General features: G+C 61.0%; 9 protein-coding genes. All 9 read left to right on the forward strand.

What is annotated here, in order from left to right; translation table 11 throughout:
* Window positions 1–48: 48 nt before the first annotated feature.
* The 9 genes from recO (at window position 49) to AC1DX3_RS00500 (ending at window position 21,595) form a co-directional block, all read left to right on the forward strand.
* The gene (gene recO / locus AC1DX3_RS00460; protein WP_476987261.1) at window positions 49–777 is read left to right on the forward strand and encodes a DNA repair protein RecO; all 729 of its coding nucleotides are present in this window, start codon (window positions 49–51) and stop codon (window positions 775–777) included.
* Between the two features lie 85 nt (window positions 778–862).
* A complete protein-coding gene (locus AC1DX3_RS00465) occupies window positions 863–1,330 on the forward strand; it encodes a hypothetical protein (RefSeq protein WP_476987262.1) in 468 nt (155 codons plus the stop codon).
* A 153-nt stretch (window positions 1,331–1,483) separates the two neighbouring features.
* Entirely contained in the window at window positions 1,484–3,700 is a 2,217-nt protein-coding gene (gene parC, locus AC1DX3_RS00470; protein ID WP_476987263.1) for a DNA topoisomerase IV subunit A, read from the forward strand.
* A 122-nt stretch (window positions 3,701–3,822) separates the two neighbouring features.
* Window positions 3,823–6,516 (forward strand): hypothetical protein, encoded by a 2,694-nt coding sequence (locus AC1DX3_RS00475; RefSeq protein ID WP_476987264.1) that lies wholly within the window; start codon window positions 3,823–3,825, stop codon window positions 6,514–6,516.
* 32 nt (window positions 6,517–6,548) lie between these two features.
* Complete coding sequence (locus tag AC1DX3_RS00480; protein WP_476987265.1) at window positions 6,549–9,314, forward strand: hypothetical protein; 2,766 nt, start codon at window positions 6,549–6,551, stop codon at window positions 9,312–9,314.
* A gap of 121 nt (window positions 9,315–9,435) precedes the next feature.
* Window positions 9,436–12,549: a hypothetical protein gene (locus AC1DX3_RS00485; protein WP_476987266.1), complete on the forward strand. Its 3,114-nt coding sequence runs from the start codon at window positions 9,436–9,438 to the stop codon at window positions 12,547–12,549.
* 51 nt (window positions 12,550–12,600) lie between these two features.
* Window positions 12,601–15,531 (forward strand): hypothetical protein, encoded by a 2,931-nt coding sequence (locus AC1DX3_RS00490; protein WP_476987267.1) that lies wholly within the window; start codon window positions 12,601–12,603, stop codon window positions 15,529–15,531.
* A gap of 107 nt (window positions 15,532–15,638) precedes the next feature.
* Complete coding sequence (locus AC1DX3_RS00495; RefSeq protein WP_476987268.1) at window positions 15,639–18,350, forward strand: beta strand repeat-containing protein; 2,712 nt, start codon at window positions 15,639–15,641, stop codon at window positions 18,348–18,350.
* A gap of 221 nt (window positions 18,351–18,571) precedes the next feature.
* Window positions 18,572–21,595 carry a hypothetical protein gene (locus tag AC1DX3_RS00500; RefSeq protein WP_476987269.1) on the forward strand — a complete coding sequence of 1,008 codons (3,024 nt, stop codon included), beginning with the start codon at window positions 18,572–18,574 and terminating at the stop codon, window positions 21,593–21,595.
* Window positions 21,596–21,600 lie beyond the last annotated feature (5 nt).

Here is a 21,600-nt window from a genome sequence, read left to right on the forward strand (position 1 = left end):
GCCGGGTGAGGGGATACTTCCTTCTTTTTAAAATGGCCTTTACATCTCATGGAATTTGAAGACGAAGCCATAGTCCTCGGCGCCCGCGGCCATGGTGAAACGGGCGCCATCGTCCATCTCCTGACCCGCGAGCACGGCGTCTATGCCGCCCATATCGCCGGCGGAGCCTCCCGCCGCATCAAGCCCTTGCTTCAGGCTGGATCCACCGTCCTTGTCACCTATCGCGCCCGTCATTCGGATCAACTCGGCTCGGCGACCCTCGAAGCCACAGGCGGCGGCCTCGACCTGCTCGACGATCCGCTGGGCCTGCTCGGCCTGCAAACCGCCTGCGCCATGACACAACTGGTTCTGCCCGAACGCGAAGCCCACACCGGTGCCTTTTTTGGCCTGTCCGCCCTCTTAATGGCCTTTGCCATGCCGGAAATCTGGCCGGCCATCTATGTCCGCTATGAGGCCGGCCTGCTTGAAGAACTCGGCTTCGGCCTCGACCTCAGCAGTTGCGCCGTCACGGGGTCGCATGATGATCTCGTCTATGTCAGCCCCAAATCCGCCCGCGCCGTCAGCCGCGCCGCCGGCGATCCTTATAAGGACAAGCTCTTGCCCCTGCCGGCCTTCCTCCTGTCGAGCCAGGGCGGCCTGCGCGAAGGCGATATTGCGCGCGGTTTGAGCTTGACCGGCTTCTTTCTCGAACGCCACGTCTTCCATCCCCACAACAAGCCCTTGCCCGATATCCGCAATCGGTTGCTGGACGCCCTGACCGGCGCCGGTTTCGCCTGACACGCGAGGCTTGCGAGTCGCCCCGAACACTGTTTAGTAAGGGATATGTGCGATAACAGCGTACTGACCGGGGCAAAACGCGCGTATGAAGCCATTTAACGAACAGGAATTGTTAGCGGCCAATGTCAATCCCAAGACGGGTTTGGCGACCGACTATCTGAACCTGTTCAACGAAGCCATCATGCTGTTCGAAATGGGCCTCGACATGCCGGACCTTATCGAGGAACTGGCCGATTGGAAAAAGCGTGGCTATGTCGAACACTTCGAAAATTCGGGTTTCGAGCTGAAAGACGTTGTTGTTTCCGCCTATCTCTATGCTCCGCCCACCGTCCGGCACGATTTCGACACCTGTGTCGAACGCGCCCTGACGGCCTTCGATTCCTCGATCGATATCCTGCTCAGCTCCAACCTGGAAGACGAGGCGGCCCGCGCCGACCTCAATGACCGCCTGCGCGACATGAAAGCCTTGGTGCTCGAAATGGACTCGCACATCCATGGCCGCGTCAAGGCCATGGAAACCAACCTGCAAAGCGAAGTCGACGCGCTGTTTTAGACGCGCATTTATCGCTCCATGACGCACAGAAACATTTACAGCCGGCTTGGTGACCCTCTATAGGTCGCGCCTGCGGCCGAAACCCACGCACCACTGGTCGCGCGAAGGTCTGCTGGCCTTGTTTTCCTTCTGTTCCCGCATTAGCGTAATTCCATGAGTGACATTCTGATTCCCGACGACGCCGGCGGGCGTATTCTTGACGAGCCGATGAGCGACGCGCTGTCGAAGCGCTATCTGGCCTATGCCCTGTCCACCATCATGCACCGGGCGCTACCCGACGTGCGCGACGGCATGAAGCCGGTCCACCGCCGCATTATGTACGCCATGAGCAATATGCGCCTGTCGCCCGACGCCGCCGCGCGCAAATGCGCCAAGGTCGTCGGCGAGGTCATGGGTAACTTCCACCCGCACGGCGACCAATCGATCTACGACGCCTTGGTCCGCCTGGCCCAGGACTTCGCCCAACGCTACCAACTGGTCGAAGGCCAGGGCAATTTCGGCAATATCGACGGCGATAACGCCGCCGCCATGCGTTATACCGAATGCAAGCTCACCGTCGCCGCCATGCTGCTGCTCGACGGCATCAACGAAGACGCCGTCGACTTCCGCGCCACCTATGACGATCAGGACGAAGAACCCGTCGTCCTGCCGGCCGGTTTCCCCAATCTCCTGGCCAACGGCGCCACCGGCATCGCCGTCGGCATGGCGACCTCGATTCCACCGCACAATGTCGCCGAACTGATCGACGGCTGCCGGCAATTGTTGCGTAAACCCGAGACCACGACCGAAGAGCTGATGGAGTTCATCCCCGGTCCCGACTTCCCGACCGGCGGCGTCAGCGTCGAAACCCGCGCCTCCCTGCTGAAATCCTATGAGACCGGCCGCGGCGCCGTTCAGGTGCGCGCCCGCTACGAAGTCGAAGACCTCGGCCGCGGCAACTGGCGCATTATCGTCCGCGAAATTCCCTACTATGTGCAAAAATCACGCCTGATCGAACAACTGGCCGATCTGATCGAGGCCAAAAAGGCGCCTCTGCTCGGGGATGTCCGCGACGAATCCGACGAAGAAATCCGTCTGATCCTCGAGCCCAAGACGCGCAATATCGAACCCGAAGTCCTGATGGAGAGCCTGTTCAAGATCTCAGATCTCGAAACGCGTTTCCCGGTCAATATGAACGTGCTCGACGCCACCGGCACGCCGCGCGTCATGGGTCTGAAGGCCTGTCTGATCGCCTTCCTCGACCACCGCCGCGTCGTCCTGGTGCGTATGTCGAACTGGCGCCTCGATCGTATCGAAAAGCGCCTGCACCTGCTCGATGGTCTGATGATTGCCTTCCTCAATCTCGATGAGGTCATCCGCATCATCCGCGAGGACGAGAAGCCGCGCGACGTCCTGATGGCGCGCTTCAGCCTGTCGGAACTCCAGGCCGATTACATCCTCGATACTCGCCTGCGCCAATTGGCGCGGCTCGAAGAGATGACCATTCAGGACGAGCACAAGAAGCTCTCCGAGGAACGCGACGGCATCCAGGCCCTGCTGGCCAACGAAAAACTGCAATGGAAGCGCATCGACCAGCAATTGGTCGAGGTGCGCAAGAAGATGCTTTCGGCGCGCCGCACCACCTATATCGACGCACCCGTCGGTATCGAGATCGCCTCGATCGAATCCTACCTGCCGAAGGAGCCGATCACCGTTATCCTGTCGACCCGTGGCTGGATCCGCGCCGCCAAGGGTAAGGTCGAGGACCCGTCGGAGCTGAAATTTAAGGAAGGCGACGACCTGCACTTCCTGGTGCCGGGCTTCACCACCGACAAGCTGCTCATTCTCACTTCGGACGGCCGTTTCCTGACGCTCGCCTGCGACAAGCTACCGTCGGCCCGCGGCCACGGCGAGCCCTTGCGCCTGATGCTCGACATCGAGGAATCCGCCAAGATCGTCACCATGTTTATGTTCACCCCGGGGCAGAAACGCCTGATGGTGGCCAAGAACGGCTACGGCTTTGTTATGAACGAGGAGGAGGCCGTCGCCAACAAGCGCGCCGGCAAGCAGACCTTGACCGTCGACAAGACCGAGGCCCTGGCGGCCCTGGCCGTCACCGGCGACCACGTCATGGTGCTCGGCGAGAACAACAAGCTTCTGGTCTATCCCGTGGCCGAACTCCCCGAAATGCCGCGCGGCAAGGGCGTCAAGCTCCAGGCTTACAAGGACGGCGGCGTCAAGGACATCGCCATCTTCGACATGGCGACCGGCGCCACCTGGTACGACGGCTCGGGCAAGGCGCGCGACTTCAAGGACGTCAAGGACTATATCGGCCGCCGCGCCAGCGTCGGACGCATAGCCCCGCGTGGCCTGAGGAAACTGCGGCTTTAACCCTGTTCACAAAACTGTGGTATCAAAGTTACCGTCGCGTAAATGGCCACGGTTGTCATGACGTCAGGCCATGGTAAGCTATGGCCGCGTCCGCGGATGGGCGTGTCAGCGTGGACATGACCATGACCGGTGTTCTCAATCGTGGCGCGGAAAATATCGTCGGATCAATAGACGACGGCCATTTCAACGATGTCGATATAACGACCCTGGTTGACGGTACCTATCTCGTCGTCTGTTCGGGCAGTAATCACTTCAACGATGGCATTGCCATGCGTCACTTGAGCGCCGCCGGTCTGCCGATTGGAGACTATGTCTGGATCACCGGTTCGGGACACATCAGTACGGCTCCCAGCATCATCGGCCTGGCCGACGGTGGTTATGCCGTCACCTTCGTCGACAGTCCTAATCAGTACCAAATTACGCACATGTACAGCGCCGCGGGCGTCGAGACAGGATCGGTGTCCTACACGTATGCGGCCGCGGAAACGGCCTCCGCCTCCCTCTCCAACCAGGGGCATGTCCATGCCTTCACGATACCCGTTGGTTCCGGCAGCACCGTGGCAGGGCTCTACTTTCAGCTCCTTACATCGTCGAATAACCTGATAGGTGGTTCCACCCTGGTCAACACTTCGGGTAATATTGCCGTCAACCCGGCCGTCGCCGGCCTGGCCAATGACACCATGGCGGTGGTATGGGCGGAGGTCGTACCGGAGACGGGTTACTATAACATTTTCTCGCGCCTTTATTCCGACACCGGCGTCGCGCTCGGACCCGTTAGTCAGATCGAGACGCCGGTCGCGTCGCACCGCATTCGCCCCGATGTTGTGGCGCTCGAGAGCGGATTCGTCGTCACCTGGGAACAGGAAGGCGACGACGGCGACCGCGACATTTACGCCCAGGTCCTGGATGACAATGGCCAAAACGTGGGCGACATGTTCCGCGTCACGGAATCTTCGGACGGGGCGCAAACCATGCCCTCCATGGCCGCGCTCGACGACGGCGGTTTCGTCGTCACCTGGACCGCCATGGACAATGACGGCAGCGGTCTCAACATCCATGCCCGCCATTTCGACGCCAACGGTCATGCAGTCGGACCGGAGGAGCGCGTCAACACCATCGTCAACGGGACCCAGGACGATTCGCGCATCACCGCCCTGGCCGACGGCGGTTACGCCATTGTGTGGAATAACGAAACGGCCAAGACGATTTCCATGCGGACCTATTCCCCGGCCGGCTCGCTGAACGGCGCCCAGGTCGTCTATGGCACGGCGGATTCCGACACGCTCGACGGCGGATCGGGCAACGATGCCATGTACGGCGGTTGGGGCGACGACACCTATATGGTCAATGCCGTCGGCGACAGCATTGGCGAAGACGCCGACGGCGGCAATGACACGGTCATGGCGTCGGTCGCCTATACGCTCGGCGCCAACCTTGAAAACCTGGTCCTGACGGGACTTTCCCCGCTGAGCGGCACCGGCAACGCCCTGTCTAACATCATCACCGGCAATGCCGGCAACAACAGCCTCGTCGGCCTTGGCGACGACGACTACCTGTACGGCGGCAACGGCAATGACAGGCTGGACGGCGGCGCCGGCAACGATTTTCTCTACGGCGAGACCGGCAACGATACGCTGCAGGCCTCCACGGGCACGGACTATCTGGACGGTGGCACCGGCGCCGACACCTTCGTCGCGATCAAGGCCGGCGGGAGCGCCGTCATCAACCTGACCACAGGCAAGGCGACCCAGGGTGCCGGTGACACGGCCTGGCTCACCAGCGTTGAAAACGCCACCGGCGGCGACGGCGCCGACACCCTGACCGGCACCGGCGACGCTAATGTCCTCGATGGCGGGGGCGGCGCCGATACCATGTCCGGCGGCCTTGGCGACGATACCTACTATTTCGACAATGCCGGCGACATCGTCACGGAGTCCGCGAACGCGGCGCTCGGCGGCATTGACACAGTCTATGCCGCTGTCGACTACACCCTGACCAACTATACCGAAAACCTAATCCTGACCGGCACGGCCGTCACCGGCAATGGCGAGGGCCACGCCAACACCATCACCGGCAATGGCGGCAACAATCTTATCGACGGCAAGGCTGGCGCCGACACCATGACCGGCGGCCTCGGCGACGATACCTATTGGGTCGACATCTCCGGCGACGTCGTTGTCGAAAATCCCGGTGAGGGCACCGACACCGTCCGCGCCGGCGTGACCTATACCCTGAGCGCCAATCTTGAAAACCTGGTCCTCACCGGCACCGGCAATTTCAATGGAACGGGGAACGACGTCGCCAATGCGATCACCGGTAACGCCGGCAACAATATCCTGACGGGCGGGGCGGGGGCCGACACCATGGCCGGTGGCAAGGGCGACGACACCTATTATGTCGACGCCGCCGGCGACATCGTCACCGAGGCCGATGGCGAGGGCAACGACATTGTCTTTAGCTCCGTCACCTACAGTCTGGCCGGACGTTTCATCGAAACCCTGCAACTGACCGGCGAAGGCAATATCAACGCCACCGGCAATTCGAGGGTCAATACCCTGATCGACAATATTGGCAACAATTCCCTGACCGGAGGCGGCGGGGCGGACGTCTTCAAATTCCTGCTCAACAACCACACGGACACCATCACCGACTTTAATTCGTCCCAGGGCGATAGCATCGACGTCACCGCCTACCACGCCGTCTCGCACCTCGTCTATCTGATGGGCACAACGGTCGTCATCGATTTCGGCGGTGGCAACACCATTTCGGTGCTGAACGCCACGATCAACGACGTCACCGCCCACACCGTGTTCTAACGCCCATCCCATTGCTTAGAAAGGCGCCCGCCATGACCACCATCCTCAACATCGGAAACGAACCTCAAACTCGCGTCAACACAACGGTTGCCGACGCACAGGATACGTCGGCGGTCACCGCCCTGGCCGGCGGCGGATATGTCGTGACCTGGCAGAATTATTTTCCGACGTGGACCGCTTATGCGGTTTTCGCCCAAATCTATGACGCCACGGGTGCAAAGATCGGCAACGAATTCCGCGTCGATACCTCTGTTCAGGACAGCGACTACCCTTATCCCGTGCCCTCGATTGCAGCCCTCAGCGACGGCGGCTTTATCGTGGTCTGGAACAATACCAGCACTGGGGACACAAATGGCTCCGGCATCTATGCTCAGCGCTACACAGCGACGGGGGGAGGGGCCAGCGCCGAGTTCCGCGTCAATACCTACATAGCCGGTGACCAGATAAACCCTTCGGTAACGGGCCTGAGCGACGGTGGTTTTGTCGTGACCTGGACCAGTATCGGCCAGGACGGTAGCGGCGCTGGTGTTTACGGTCAACGCTATTACGCAAACAACGCACCGGCCGGTGGCGAGTTCCGCATCAATACCACCACGGCCAACGACCAGGAACTGCCGCAAGTCACCGGCCTCAGCAACGGCGGATTTGTGGTGACGTGGCACAATTACGACTCCAGTGGCAACCTGGGTGATGTTTTCGCGCAGATCTACAGCGCTGCCGGAACGGCGGTCGGCGGTGAATTCCGCGTCAATACCTATACCGCGAACTATCAATTCCGGCAGGCGATCACCAGCCTCAGCGATGGTGGCTTCGTCGTGACGTGGACCAGCTTCCAGCAAGACGGCGACGATTACGGCGTCTATGCCCAGGTCTATAGCGCGGTCGGCGCCCCGGTCGGCGGTGAGTTTCCCGTCAACAGCTATACGACCAATCCCCAGGATTTGCCGGCACTCACCGGCCTGAGCGACGGCGGTTTTGTCGTCACATGGCGAAGCTTTGGCCCGGGCGGTGATGGCTACGACATATATGCCCAGCGCTATGATGGCGAAGGCCGGGCTCTGGGGGGCGAAATTCAGATCAATACCATCACGGTGGGCTTTCAGACCAGTCCATCGGTGGCGGCGCTTGATGACGGTGGCTTCGTCGTCACCTGGACGGACAGCAGCGGGCTGGACGGTGACGGCAATGGCGTCTACCAGAAGGTGTTCGCGGCCGCCGACAGTTTGGGCGGAACCCAATGGCTGTACGGCACATCCGACAGCGACCTGCTCGACGGTGGGGCTGGCGGCGACATCATGTACGGCGGCACGGGCGACGACGTCTATGCCGTCAACAGCACCTCCGACCAGGTCAATGAGCGCGCTGGCGAAGGCGACGATACGGTCGAGGCGACGATCAGCTATACCCTGGGCAATGACGTCGAGAACCTCACCCTGTTGGGCTCGGCGGCGATCAACGGCATGGGTAATGCCGGAGATAACGTCATCCTCGGCAATGCGGGCAAGAACGTGCTCAACGGGTTGGGCGGCGGCGACACCATCGACGGCGGCAGCGGCAACGACACGATCAATGGCGGGGCGGGCGATGACGTGATCAATGGCGGCAACGGCAACGACGTCATCCAGGCGTCGGACGGCGCAGACTATGCGTCCGGTGATTCCGGGCTGGACACCTACGATGTCTCTACAGGCACGGGCGCGGCCGTCATCGACCTCAATGCAGGCAAAAGCACGCAAAACGGCTATATTACCTATCTCGAAACCATCGAGAACGCCGTCGGTGGCAATGCGGCGGATACCATCACCGGCTCGACCGGCGACAACGTCATAGATGGCGGGGCCGGCGCCGATACCCTGTCCGGCGGTTTGGGCGACGACACCTACTATATCGACAACTCGGGCGACGTCGTGGTGGAATCCTCGAATGCTTCGCTGGGCGGTTATGACACGGTCTATGCCAGCGTCGACTACACCCTGGCCAACTATGCCGAAGGCCTGCGCATGACGGGGACGGCCGTGGTCGGCAACGGCAACAGCCGCGACAACGTCATCGTCGGTAACGCCGCCGGCAACGCCATCGACGGCAAGGCCGGCAATGACACTATGACCGGCGGCCTTGGCGACGACATCTACTGGGTCGATAGCGCCGGCGATGTCGTCGTGGAATCCGCGGGGCAGGGGGCTGATACTGTCCGCGCCGGTCTGACCTATACCTTGGGCGCCAATGTCGAAAACCTGATCCTGACCGGCACCGGCAATATCAACGGCACGGGTAATGCCGCCAACAATCAGCTTACCGGCAATGCCGGCAACAACGCCCTGAACGGACTTGCCGGCGGCGACACCATGATCGGCGGCAAGGGCGACGATACCTATTTCGTCGACAATACCGGCGATATCGTCACCGAAGCCGACACCGAAGGCACGGACATCATCTATACGACAGTGACCTATTCCCTGAGCGGTCGTTTCGTCGAAACCCTGGCCCTGACCGGTTCGGCCAATATCAACGCCACCGGTAACAGCCGCGCCAATACCCTGGTCGGCAATGCCGGCAACAATTCGCTGACCGGCGGCGGTGGCGCCGACATCTTCAGTTTCAATCTGAACAGTCACGCCGATACCATCACCGACTTCAACTCGGCCCAGGGTGACAGTATCGACGCCACCGCCTATCACGCTGTCGGCCACTCGGTCACCCTGTCGGGCACCAGCGTCATCATCGACTTCGGAGGGGGCAACACGGTCACCGTATTTAACGCGACTGTGAGCGATGTCACCGCCCATACCGTATTTTAAGCCGCGGACAACGGCGTTATTTCGCTTGTGCGGCTCTTGCGGCGTGTTAGGTTCGGCGTGAACAGGCGTCCGTAGTGACCGGACAGACCGGCGGTGAGGGGCCATAACAGGAAACGCCGCCATGACCTCCGTGCTCAATCTCAGCCCCGAAGCCCTCGTCAATACCTATACCAATGGGGGGCAGGACGTTTACGCCTCTGCCACCCTGACCGATGGCAGTTATGTTCTGGTATGGACATCCGGTCAGGACGGCAGCGGATACGGCATCTACTACCAGCGCTTCGACGCCCAGGGGCAAAAGCTGGGTCTTGAGGGCCGCGCCAATACCTACACGACTTCGGACCAGGATCGCCCCACCATCGCCGCCACCGGTGACGGTGGTTTTGTCATTGTCTGGGACAGTTTCGGGCAGGATGGCGCGAACCAGGGCATTTACGGTCAGCGCTATGCCGCCAACGGCACGGCGAGCGGCACGGAATTCCGTGTCAGCACCCAAACGGCGTTGTCGCAGCTTCAGCCCTGTGTCACCGGGCTTCTGGGCGGTGGTTTCGTTGTGACCTGGGGAAGCGACGGCCAGGACGGTAGTGGATACGGGACATATGCCCAACGTTACAGTGCCGGCGGTGTCGCCGCCGGCATAGAGTTTCGGATTAACACCTCCATCATCGACGATCAGAAGTACAGTACGGTAGCCGCCTTGGCCAATGGCGGGTTTGTCGTGACCTGGTCCGATGCCGACTCGTCCGATGTCTATATGCAGAGATATGATGTCTCCGGTGCGGCCGCCGGCGGCGAGACCCTTGTCAACACGACCCCCTCCGGAATTCTTTCCCATGTTGCGGCATTTGCTGACGGCGGCTTTGTCGTGGCCTGGGCCGCGGATATCCAGGACGGCAATCTGCGGGATGTCTATTTCCGGCGCTTTGACGCCAACGGCAATCCGGTCGGCAGTGGAACCTTGGCAAATGCGACCCGGACAAGCTACGAAACGGTCACTGACGTCACCGCCCTGAGTGACGGTGGTTTCGTCATTACCTGGTACGGCGCGGACAGCGATACCTATGGCACCTGGTTGCAGCGTTTCGACAGCGAAGGCCAGGCCGTCGGTTCGGAAATTCTGATCAATACCTACATGGCCAACGATCAAACAAACGCAACCGTAACGGCACTGGCCGACGGTGGCTTCGCCGTGGCCTGGTCCAGCTACGGCGAGGACGGCAGCGGTTACGGCGTCTATCAACGCGTCTTTACGGCTGCCGACAGTCTGGCCGGCAACCAAATGCTCTACGGTACGGGCGATGCCGACGACCTCGATGGCGGCAGCGGCGCCGACAAGATGTATGGCGGCTTCGGCGACGATACCTACCACGTCAACAGTTTGGGTGATCTTGTCTACGAGTTGACGGACCAGGGCATCGATACGGTGATGAGCTCGGTCAGCTATACCTCGCTGGACGTCAATATCGAAAACCTGGTCCTGACGGGGCTTTCGGCCATTAACGGCAACGGTAACGCCAACGACAACATTCTCATCGGCAACGACGCCGCCAATCACATGCTCGGTGGTGGCGGTTACGACGATATCCATGGCGGTGGTGGCGCCGATACCCTCGACGGCGGACCGGACAACGATACGATTAGCGGTGACGCCGGCGACGACTACATAACCGGCGGCGATGGTTTCGATACCTTGGATGGGGGCGCTGGCTCGGACTTCATCACCGGCGGCAATGACGATGATACCGTCGATGGCGGGGCCGCGAATGACACATTGGTCGGGGGCAATGGCAATGACAACATGCTTGGCGGCGACGGGAATGACGAGCTGTATGGCCAGAGCGATGTCGACGCGCTCGACGGTGGAAGCGGCCAGGACTATGTCGACGGCGGCAGCGGCGGCGACGTCGTCACCGGCGGCAGCGGCAACGATTCGGTCTATGGCGGCACAGGCGATGACATAATCGATGGTGGTACCGGCAATGACACTTTGGACGGCGGCGACGGCAATGATCTTGCGACGGCGGGTGAAGGCGTGGACGTCATCTATCTCTCGACCGGCGCCGACCGCCTCTCGGGTGGTCTTGATGAAGATACGCTTTCTGCCGTCAATATATCCCAGGCAGTAACGATCAATCTTAACAACGCCAGAGCAAGCTTCTCGGCCGGTCCGGGACTACGCAGCACGCTCGACGGCATTGAGGACATTATCGGCAGCGATTATGGCGATACGCTCACTGGCGGCGCAGGCGACAATGTCATCGATGGTGCCTCCGGCGCCGACAAGATGGCCGGATCCCTGGGCAATGACACCTACTATGTCGATGACGCCCTGGACACGGTGACGGAGTCGTCCAATGCGACATCGGGCGGCGCCGACGAAGTCTTCTCGGTCATTTCCTTCACGCTCGGCAGCTATGTCGAGGTCCTGACCCTGACCGGCCTCGGCAATATCGACGGCACCGGCAACAACCTCGACAATGTCATCACCGGCAATGCCGGCAATAATCTGATCGACGCCAAGGCCGGCAGCGACGTCATGATTGGCGGCCTGGGCGATGACACTTATTGGGTCGATGTCGCCGGTGATGTCGTGATCGAGCAGGTGGGCGAGGGCACGGACACCGTCCGCGCAGGCTTAAGCTACACATTGGGGAGCAATGTCGAAAACCTGCTCCTGACCGGCACCGGCGATTTCAGCGGAACCGGCAATTCGGCCGTCAATGCCATCACCGGCAATTCCGGCAAGAATACGCTCGATGGGGGCACCGGCGCCGACATGCTCGCAGGCGGTACGGGCGGCGACACCTACTATGTCGACAATGCCGGCGACAATGTCGTGGAAGCCGACAGTGCCGACGTCGATATCATCTTCTCGTCAGTGACCTATAGCTTGAGCGGCCGCTTCGTCGAGGTGCTGAACCTAACCGGCGCCGGCAATATCAATGCCACTGGCAATAGCAAGGCCAATACCCTGGTCAGCAATGCTGGCAATAATTCGCTGACGGGCGGTGGCGGGGCGGATATCTTCGTCTTCCAGACCGGCAGCAAGGCCGACACCATTACCGATTTCAATTCCACCCAGGGCGACAGCATCAATGCCGCCGCTTATTCGGCGGTGTCCCATACTATCGTCCAATCTGGCACCAACGTCGTCATCGATTTCGGCGGCGGTAATACCATCACCGTTCTGAACGGTACGGTCGCCGATGTCACGGCTCATACCCTGTTCAGTTAAGTTCGTAACTATGTTAGGTTTGCCGGCGAGACCCGCACTGGAGGCTGTGCCATGACCGCTGTACTCGACATTGGGCCCGAGACCCACGTCAATACCGTTACCACCAATGACCAGATGCGCCCCGCCATAGCGACACTTCAGGATGGCAGCTATGTCATCACCTGGGACAGCTACGGTCAGGACGGTTCGGCCGAGGGTATCTATTTCCAGCATTATTCGGCCGAGGGAGCGCGCATCGGTGGCGAAATCCGCGCCAATTCGACGACGACCAACGGCCAGCGTGACCCGTCGATTGCGGCGACCGACGACGGCGGCTTCGTCATTGTCTGGGCTGGTAACGGCTCAGGCGACGCGAACGGCATTTTTGCTCAGAGGTTCAGCGCCGCCGGCACAGCTATCGGAGGCGAAACAAACGTCGTCACCTCATCCGGCAATTTCCAGGCCGTGGCCGACGTCGCTGCCTTGGCGGGTGGTGGCTTCGTCGTCAGTTGGGAGAGCCTCAACCAGGAAGTCGGCCAGTCGAATTACGGTGTCTTTAGCCAGGCGTTCGACGCCTCCGGGTTCAAGTTCGGCGGTGAGATCCAGGTCAATACAACGACGGTGAATGACCAGCATTCGGCCAGCGTCGCCGGCCTCGCTGACGGTAGCTATATTGTTGTGTGGTCCAGTGTCGGCCAGAATGGCGGGTTGGACGGCATCTACAGCCAGCGGCTTTCGGCGAATGGCTCACCCATGACCGCTGAGACGCTCGTCAATACGACCACGACCGGCAACCAGGAAACGCCGACGGTTGTGGCCCTGGCAAGCGGCGGTTATGTCGTCGCGTGGGAGGGCAGCAGCGCCAGCGATAGCGCCGGCATTTTCATGCGGTTCTACGGCTCGTCAGGCAATCCCCTGGGTGGCGATACGATCGTCGAGACAGCGATAGGTGTTTCGCAACATTCCCCCGCCCTGGCCGCTTTGGACGACGGCGGTTTCATGGTGACCTGGGATGCGCCGGCCGACAGCTCCGGCTACGGCGTCTATGCCCAGCGCTATGATGAGGAGGGCAATGCCGTAGGACCGGAAACCCGGATCAATGCCACGACCTCCGGCGATCAATTTGTGTCTGCGGTCGCAGGCCTGCACGACGGCGGCTTTGCCGTTGCCTGGCAGAGCAACCCTCAGGAGGGTTTCCTTACAGGAATCTATAGCCGCGCTTACACAACGGCGGATACTACGGTCGGGGTCCAGGTGCTCTACGGCACGGGGGACGCCGATCGCCTCGATGGCGGCAGCGGCGCCGACCTGATGTATGGTGGCGGTGGTGACGACACCTATGTCGTTTCGGCCACGTTGGACAGTGTCAGCGAAGTGCCGGGGCAGGGCTACGACACGGTTGAAAGCGCCATCAACTGGGCACTCGGCTTTGCCGTCGAGAATCTGACCCTGACCGGTTCGGCGCCGATCACCGGCACCGGCAATGACGACAGCAATGTCATTATCGGCAATAACGGCGCCAACGCCATCCATGGCGCTGGCGGCTCTGACACGGTCGCGAGTGGCCTTGGCAATGATAGCGTCTACGGTGAAAACGGCGACGACTACCTCGACGGCGAGGGCGGCAACGACTATATGGAAGGTGGGTTCGGCGACGACTATATGAGCGGCGGCGCCGGCAAGGACACCGAATTTGGCGGTGACGGCAATGATAGCCTTTACGGCGGCGACGGCGACGATCAGCTGTCCGCCGATACGGGCAACGACACTGTGCACGGTGGCGACGGTAATGACGTCATCTATTCCTCCAGCGGCACCGACACACTGAGCGGCGACGGCGGCGAGGATACCTACAATGCCGGCGGTCTCGTCGCTTCAGTCAATGCCAGCCTGTCGCGCGGCACGGCGTCTCAGGGCGGCTACACCGCCCGTATCTATGGCTTCGAGGACATCCACGGATCGTCTGTCAACGACATCCTGGCAGGCGACACCAATGCCAATATCATCGATGGCGGCACAGGCGGCGACGCCATGGCCGGGTCTCTGGGCGATGACAGCTATATTGTCGACGACCTCGGCGATACCGTGACCGAATCTTCGAATGTCGAAGGCGGCTACGACATGGTCACGTCTTCCGTCGACTTCACCCTGGGCAACTATATCGAAAAGCTTGTCCTCACCGGCACGAATGACCTTTCAGGAAACGGTAACAGCTTCAGCAATGTCATTATCGGCAATGACGGCGCCAATTTCCTCGACGGCAAGGTCGGCAGCGATACCCTGACCGGCGGGTATGGTGACGATACCTATTGGGTCGATGTCGCCGGCGATGTCGTGGTCGAACAGGCGGAAGGGGGGACGGATACAGTGCGTGCCGGCCTGAGCTGGAGTCTGGGGACGTATTTCGAAAACCTCGTCCTGACCGGCACAGGCAATTTCGACGGCACCGGCAACGCAGACGCCAACAGCCTGACCGGCAATGCCGGCAACAATGTCCTGAATGGGGTCGCCGGTGCCGACACGCTGGCCGGTGGCAAGGGCGACGACACCTACTTTGTCGACAACACCGGCGACAATGTCGTCGAAGCCGACGGTGAAGGCACCGACATCATCAATGCTTCGGTCACCTATAGCTTGAGCGGCCGTTTCGTCGAGACTTTGTGGCTGACCGGCTCCGCTGCGATCAACGCCACCGGCAACAGCCGAGCCAATACCTTGGTCGGCAATAGTGGCGCCAACACCCTGAACGGCGGTGGCGGCAACGACTCGCTCACCGGCGGCCTCGGCGCCGACATCTTCCTGTTTTCCGGCGGCAGCGGCGCCGACACAATCAACGATTTTGCCTCCGCTCAGGGCGACACCATCAATGCCCACGCCTATAACGCTGTGTCCCACAACGTGATCCAGTCCGGCAGCAATGTCGTCATCGATTTTGGTGGCGGCAACACCATCACCGTCCTGAACGATACCGTGGCCGATGTCACGGCGCATACGATGTTTTGACCTGGCGAACGGATACTATAACCCATTGTCAGACCTGTACTGCGTGGTAACCTGAGCCCGTACAACAGGTCCGCTACCGGGCCGCGGCCAAGCCCGGAGGCAATGCCATGACGTCGGTTTTCAACAGCGGACCCCAGACCCAGGTTAACACCTACACCAGCGGCGTTCAGAGCGAACCGGATATCGCCACCCTGGCTGATGGCAGTTACGTGATCACCTGGGCCAGTGCCGACCAGGACGGGTCTGCCTATGGCATCTATTTCCAGCATTTCGCGGCTGACGGGACCCCCGTCGGCGGTGAGACCCGCGCCAACAGCACAGTGGCCAATTACCAGGACCAACCGCATATCGCCGCCTTTACCGACGGTGGTTATGTTATTATTTGGACTGGCAACGGCCCGGGGGACGAGGCAGGCCTGTTTGCCCAGCTGTTTGCCTCGGATGGCGCAGCGGTCGGCGGCGAAATCCTTGTCGACACTACCGTTCTGAGTAGCCAACAAAGCCCGGCCGTTGCCGCGACAGCCGATGGATTTGTGGTCAGTTGGGAGTCCTACGGTCAGGATGCCGCAGATAGTTACGGCATTTTCGCGCAGGCTTTCGACCGCGACGGCGGCAAGATCGGTGGCGAATTCGGCGCCAATCTCGCCTCCGCCTATGACCAGTTCGACACGGCCATCACCGACCTGAGTGACGGCAGCTATATCACCAGTTGGACGGAAAACACCGGTGGTGCCTCCCACATTGTCGTTCGCCATTTTTCCGCGGCCGGTGCCGCCCTGTCGGGTGAAATCGCGGTCACGCCCGTTACGGGTACCATCGCTTACGGAGCCAGGGTCGAAGCGCTGCCCGATGGCGGTTTCGCCGTCGTCTGGGCCAGCACCGGCACGGGGTACGATATCTTGATGCGCCGTTACGATGCGTCGGCCAATCCGCTGGGCGCTGCCACCTTGGTCAACAGCCAGACCGCCGGCACGCAGTCGACGCCGGATCTAGTGACCCTGAGCGAGGGCAGCCTCATGGTCACCTGGCAAACCCCGACCAGCGGCGGCAATAGCGAAATCCACGGCCAACGCTACGACTCGCTGGGTCATAGCATGGGCCCGGAAGTCACCATCAGCACCTCCGTCGGGCCGAATGTCCACGCGGTGGTGACCGGCACGGCCGGCGGCGGCGTGGCCGTCGCCTGGGAAGGCCACGCCACGCCCGACATCCTCACCCGCGTGTATGGCAATGCGACCAGCCTGTCAGGCCCGCAAACCCTCTTTGGCACCAGCGACAGCGACCTCCTCGACGGCGGCGGAGGCGGCGACCATATGTACGGCGGCTACGGCGACGACGTCTATGTCGTCCATTCCGCCTCCGACATCGTCGACGAAAACGGGGGCCAGGGCTATGACACGGTCGAAACCTATCTGTCCTATACCCTGGGCGCTGGCGCCGAAGCCCTGATCCTGCTGGGCGCCGCTCCCCTCAGCGGCTCCGGCAACAACCTCGACAACGTCATCGAGGGCAATGCTGGCGCCAATGCCCTGAACGGAGGCGACGGCAACGACACGATCGAAGGCGGCGGCGGCAACGATACCTTGAACGGCGGCAATAACGACGACGCGCTCTACGGCGACAACGGCAACGACATTTTCTTGTCGTCGACGGGTTATGACGATGTCTATGGCGGCGCCGGCAAGGACACCTATGACGCATCCGGCCTGTTCTCCGCCGCCTCGGTCGACCTCGGCACCGGCCTGTCGATCCAAGGCGGGTACGTCACGACTCTGGAAGCCATCGAAAATATCACCGGGTCGTTGCTCAATGACAGCTTGACCGGCGACGCCGCCGCCAACGTCTTGAACGGCAATGGCGGCACCGACACCCTGTCGGGCGGTCTCGGCAACGATACCTACTATGTCGACGATGCCGGCGACACGATAACGGAATCGTCCAACGCCTCCCTTGGCGGCAACGATACCGTGAATGCCGCCATTTCCTATACCCTGGCCAACTATACCGAAGTCCTCAACCTGACCGGCAGCGGCCATATTGATGGCAACGGCAACAGCCGCGACAACACCTTGAACGGCAATGCCGGTAATAACCTGCTCGACGGCAAGGCAGGTAACGACTATATGGCGGGCGGTTTGGGGGACGATACCTATTGGGTCGATGCATCCGGCGACACCGTCATCGAAGTCGCCGGCCAGGGCAATGACACCATACGCTCGGCCATCAGTTACGCCCTCGTGGACACGGTGGAAAACCTGGTCCTGACCGGCGCCGGTGACCTAAACGGCACTGGCAATGCCTCCATCAACAGCCTGACCGGCAATACCGGCGCCAATAACCTCAATGGCGGCTCGGGGGCCGATATCATGGCTGGCGGTACCGGCGACGATACCTACTATGTTGACAATGCGGGTGATAACGTCGTCGAAGCGGACGGCGCCGGCAACGATACGATTATCGCGACCGTGAGCTATACTCTGAGCGGTCGATTCGTCGAAACCCTAAGTCTTTCCGGAGGCGCCAATATCAACGCGACAGGCAACAGCAGGGCCAACGTCCTGATCAGCAATACCGGCAACAATAGTCTGAGCGGCGGCGGCGGCGCCGACCTGTTCGTGTTCTCCGCGGGAAGCCATGCCGACACGATCACCGACTTCAACTCAGGCCAGGGCGACAGCATCAACGCTACCGCCTATCATGCTGTGTCCCATACCGTCATTCAAAACGGCACCAGCGTCCTCATCGATTTCGGTGGCGGCAATACCGTTACGGTGCTCAATGCCGTCGCAGCCGACGTCACGGCGCACACGATATTCTGACCGGAAAACCCGCCGGCTACACACACACACATTTCGCGAAAAAGACGGAACGGCGGCGCAAATTGCGCCGCCGTCATCGTTCCCATACCAACCGCTCGCTCCAAATGTATGTAATAAAATAGCAGTCTTCGTATATGGCGCAAGGCTTTTGCGGCATATGCCACGCGGGCCGTTCGGCGCTGTGCCATAGCTTTGTGATCTCCGATCCGAAAGGCTGCGCCATGACCTCCGTTCTCAACACAATGCCCGAGTTCCGCGTCAATACCACGACCTTCAGCACCCAGATGGACCCCAGTGTCGTGACCTTGAGTGACGGCACCTACATTGTCGCATGGGAAGGCGCCGGCGCCGGCGACGGTTATGGCATCTTTGGCCAGCATTATGACGCGACCGGGCACAAGATCGGCATGGAATTCCAGATCAATACCGCCGGGGCTCCCGATCAGCACAGCCCCAAGATTGCCCTGCTTGAAGACGGCGGCTTTGTCGTTACCTGGTACAGCGGTGGCCAGGACGGCTCGTCCTACGGTATCTATGCGCAACGTTATGATGCCGGCTTTCATGTCGTGGGCGGCGAAACCCTGGTCAATACCACGACCACCGGCTCGCAAATCACGCCTTCGGTAACCGCAGTGAACGACGGTGGCTATGTCGTCACCTGGCTCGGGCCGGACGCGAACAACGGCGGAATTTACAGCCAGACCTATAATGCCAATGGCGTCAAGGTCGGCGGCGAAACCCTGGTCAACACGACGACGGGCGGAAATCAGGAACGCGCCGTGACCGCTCAGCTTTACAATGACGCCTATATCGTGGTTTGGGTCAGCAACGGTCAGGACAATGTCGACGGCAGCCGCGGCGTTTACATGCAAAGATACTTTGTCGGCGGCACGCCCATCGGGAGCGAGACCCGCGTCAATTCCGTCACAGCCAACGACCAGAGCGACCCCGCCGTCTGCGTCCTGACCAATGGCGGCTTTGTTATCACGTGGAGCAGCGAGGGCCAGGACGGCGATGGCACCGCCATCATGTCTCAGCAGTATAACAATGCCGGCGCCAAGGTCGGCGGCGAGGTTCTGGTCAATCAATTTACGCTCGGTGATCAACTCCGGCCGGTAATAGCAGCACTGGACGATGGCGGCTGGGTCATCGCCTTTCAGGACGATAACCAGGATGGCGAAGGCTTCACCGGCATTTCCGCCCAGCGCTTCGACGCGGGGGGCAATGCCATCGGCGAAGAGATCTATGTCAATAATCAATCCCTCGGTGGTTACCAGACGACGCCGGCGCTTGCCGCCCTGGCCGATGGCGGCTTTGTCGTCACCTATACGGACGACAGCAATGACGGCGACAATCAGGGTGTCTACCAACGCGTGTATAGCGCCGCCACCGGTCTGAACGGCATGCAAACCCTGTATGGCACGGCCGATTCCGACGTTCTCGACGGCGGCAGCGGCGGCGATACGATGTACGGCGGCAAAGGTGACGACACCTATTACGTCAATTCGGTCTCGGACTATGTTATCGAACTCGACGGCGAAGGTGACGACACCATTGTCTCGTCGATTTCCCTGCCGGTGCTGGCCTTCAATATTGAAAACCTGACCCTGACCGGTTCGGCCGCGCTGAACGGCGAAGGCAATGAACTCGACAATGTCATCATCGGCAATGCCGGCAGCAATCAGATCAACGGCAATGACGGCAATGACACCATCAGCGGCGGCGGTGGCAATGACGTGCTCGATGGCGGCAGCGGCGACAACTATATCGACGGCGGCGCCGGCAACGACGCCTTGAGCGCCGGCGATGGCAACAATGTCATGTACGGCGGCGACGGCGGCGACTCGATCACCGGCGGCCTGGGTGATGACAACATCGATGGCGGCAGCGGCAATGACGCCATCAGCGGCGGCGACGGCAATGACACGATCGATGCCGGCAGCGGCAACGACTCGGCCAATGGCGATGGCGGTGACGATATGGTTATGGGCGGCGCCGGCAGCGACACTTTAAGTGGCGGCGACGGTGACGACTACGTCTATGGCGGTGATCAAAACGACCGTATCTACGCCTCAATCGGCACCGACCATGTCTACGGTGACGGCGGCTCGGATACCTACGACGCCTCATCCATGGGCGGCTCGGCCACCATTGACCTCAACCGCGGCAAGGCGGTGCAGGATGGCAATACCGCCTGGCTCGACGGTATCGAAAACGCCACGGGTTCGGCCGCCAACGACACCATTACCGGCAATAGCCTCGACAATATCATCGACGGCGGCGCGGGCGCAGACAAGATGAGTGGCAGTCTGGGCAACGACACCTACTATGTCGACGACACCGGCGACACCGTCACGGAATCGTCGAACGCCAGCCTGGGCGGCGACGATACCGTCATCTCCTTCGTCTCCTTCACCCTGGGCAGCTATATCGAAAACCTCACGCTCGCCGACCTGTTCGATATCAACGGCAACGGCAATGCGTCCGACAATGTCATCATCGGCAACAGCGGTATCAACCTGATCGATGGCAAGGCTGGCAATGACACCATGGTCGGCGGCGATGGCAACGATACCTATTGGGTCGATGTCGCCGGCGATGTCGTCACCGAACTGGCAGGGCAGGGCACCGATACGGTCCGCGCCGGCCTCACCTATACGCTCGGCGCCAACCTGGAAAACCTGATCCTGACCGGCACCGGTGACTTCAACGCCACCGGCAATGCCGCCGTCAACCAGCTCACCGGCAATGCCGGCAATAATATCCTCGACGGCCAGGCGGGCGCCGATACCATGTCCGGCGGCGCGGGCAATGACACCTATATTGTCGATAACGCCGGCGACAATGTCGTCGAAGCCGACGGCGCCGGCACCGACCTGATCAATTCTTCCGTCAGCTACAGCTTAAGCGGCCGTTTCATCGAAACCCTGGCCCTGACAGGGAGCGGCAATATCAACGCCACGGGCAACAGCAAGGCCAACATCCTGGTTAGCAATACCGGCAATAATTCCTTGACTGGCGGCGGTGGCGCGGACCTTTTCGTCTTCCAGACCGGCAGCCATGCCGACACCATCACCGACTTTACCTCCAGCCAGGGCGACAGTATCGACGCCTCCGCCTATCACGCCGTGTCACACACCGTGACCCTGTCCGGCACCAGCGTCATCATCGATTTCGGCGGTGGCAATACCGTGACCGTCCTCAATGCGACGGTCGGTGACGTTACARCCCATACGGTGTTCTGAGCGGC

Source organism: Asticcacaulis sp. P2_B1 (assembly GCF_056404915.1).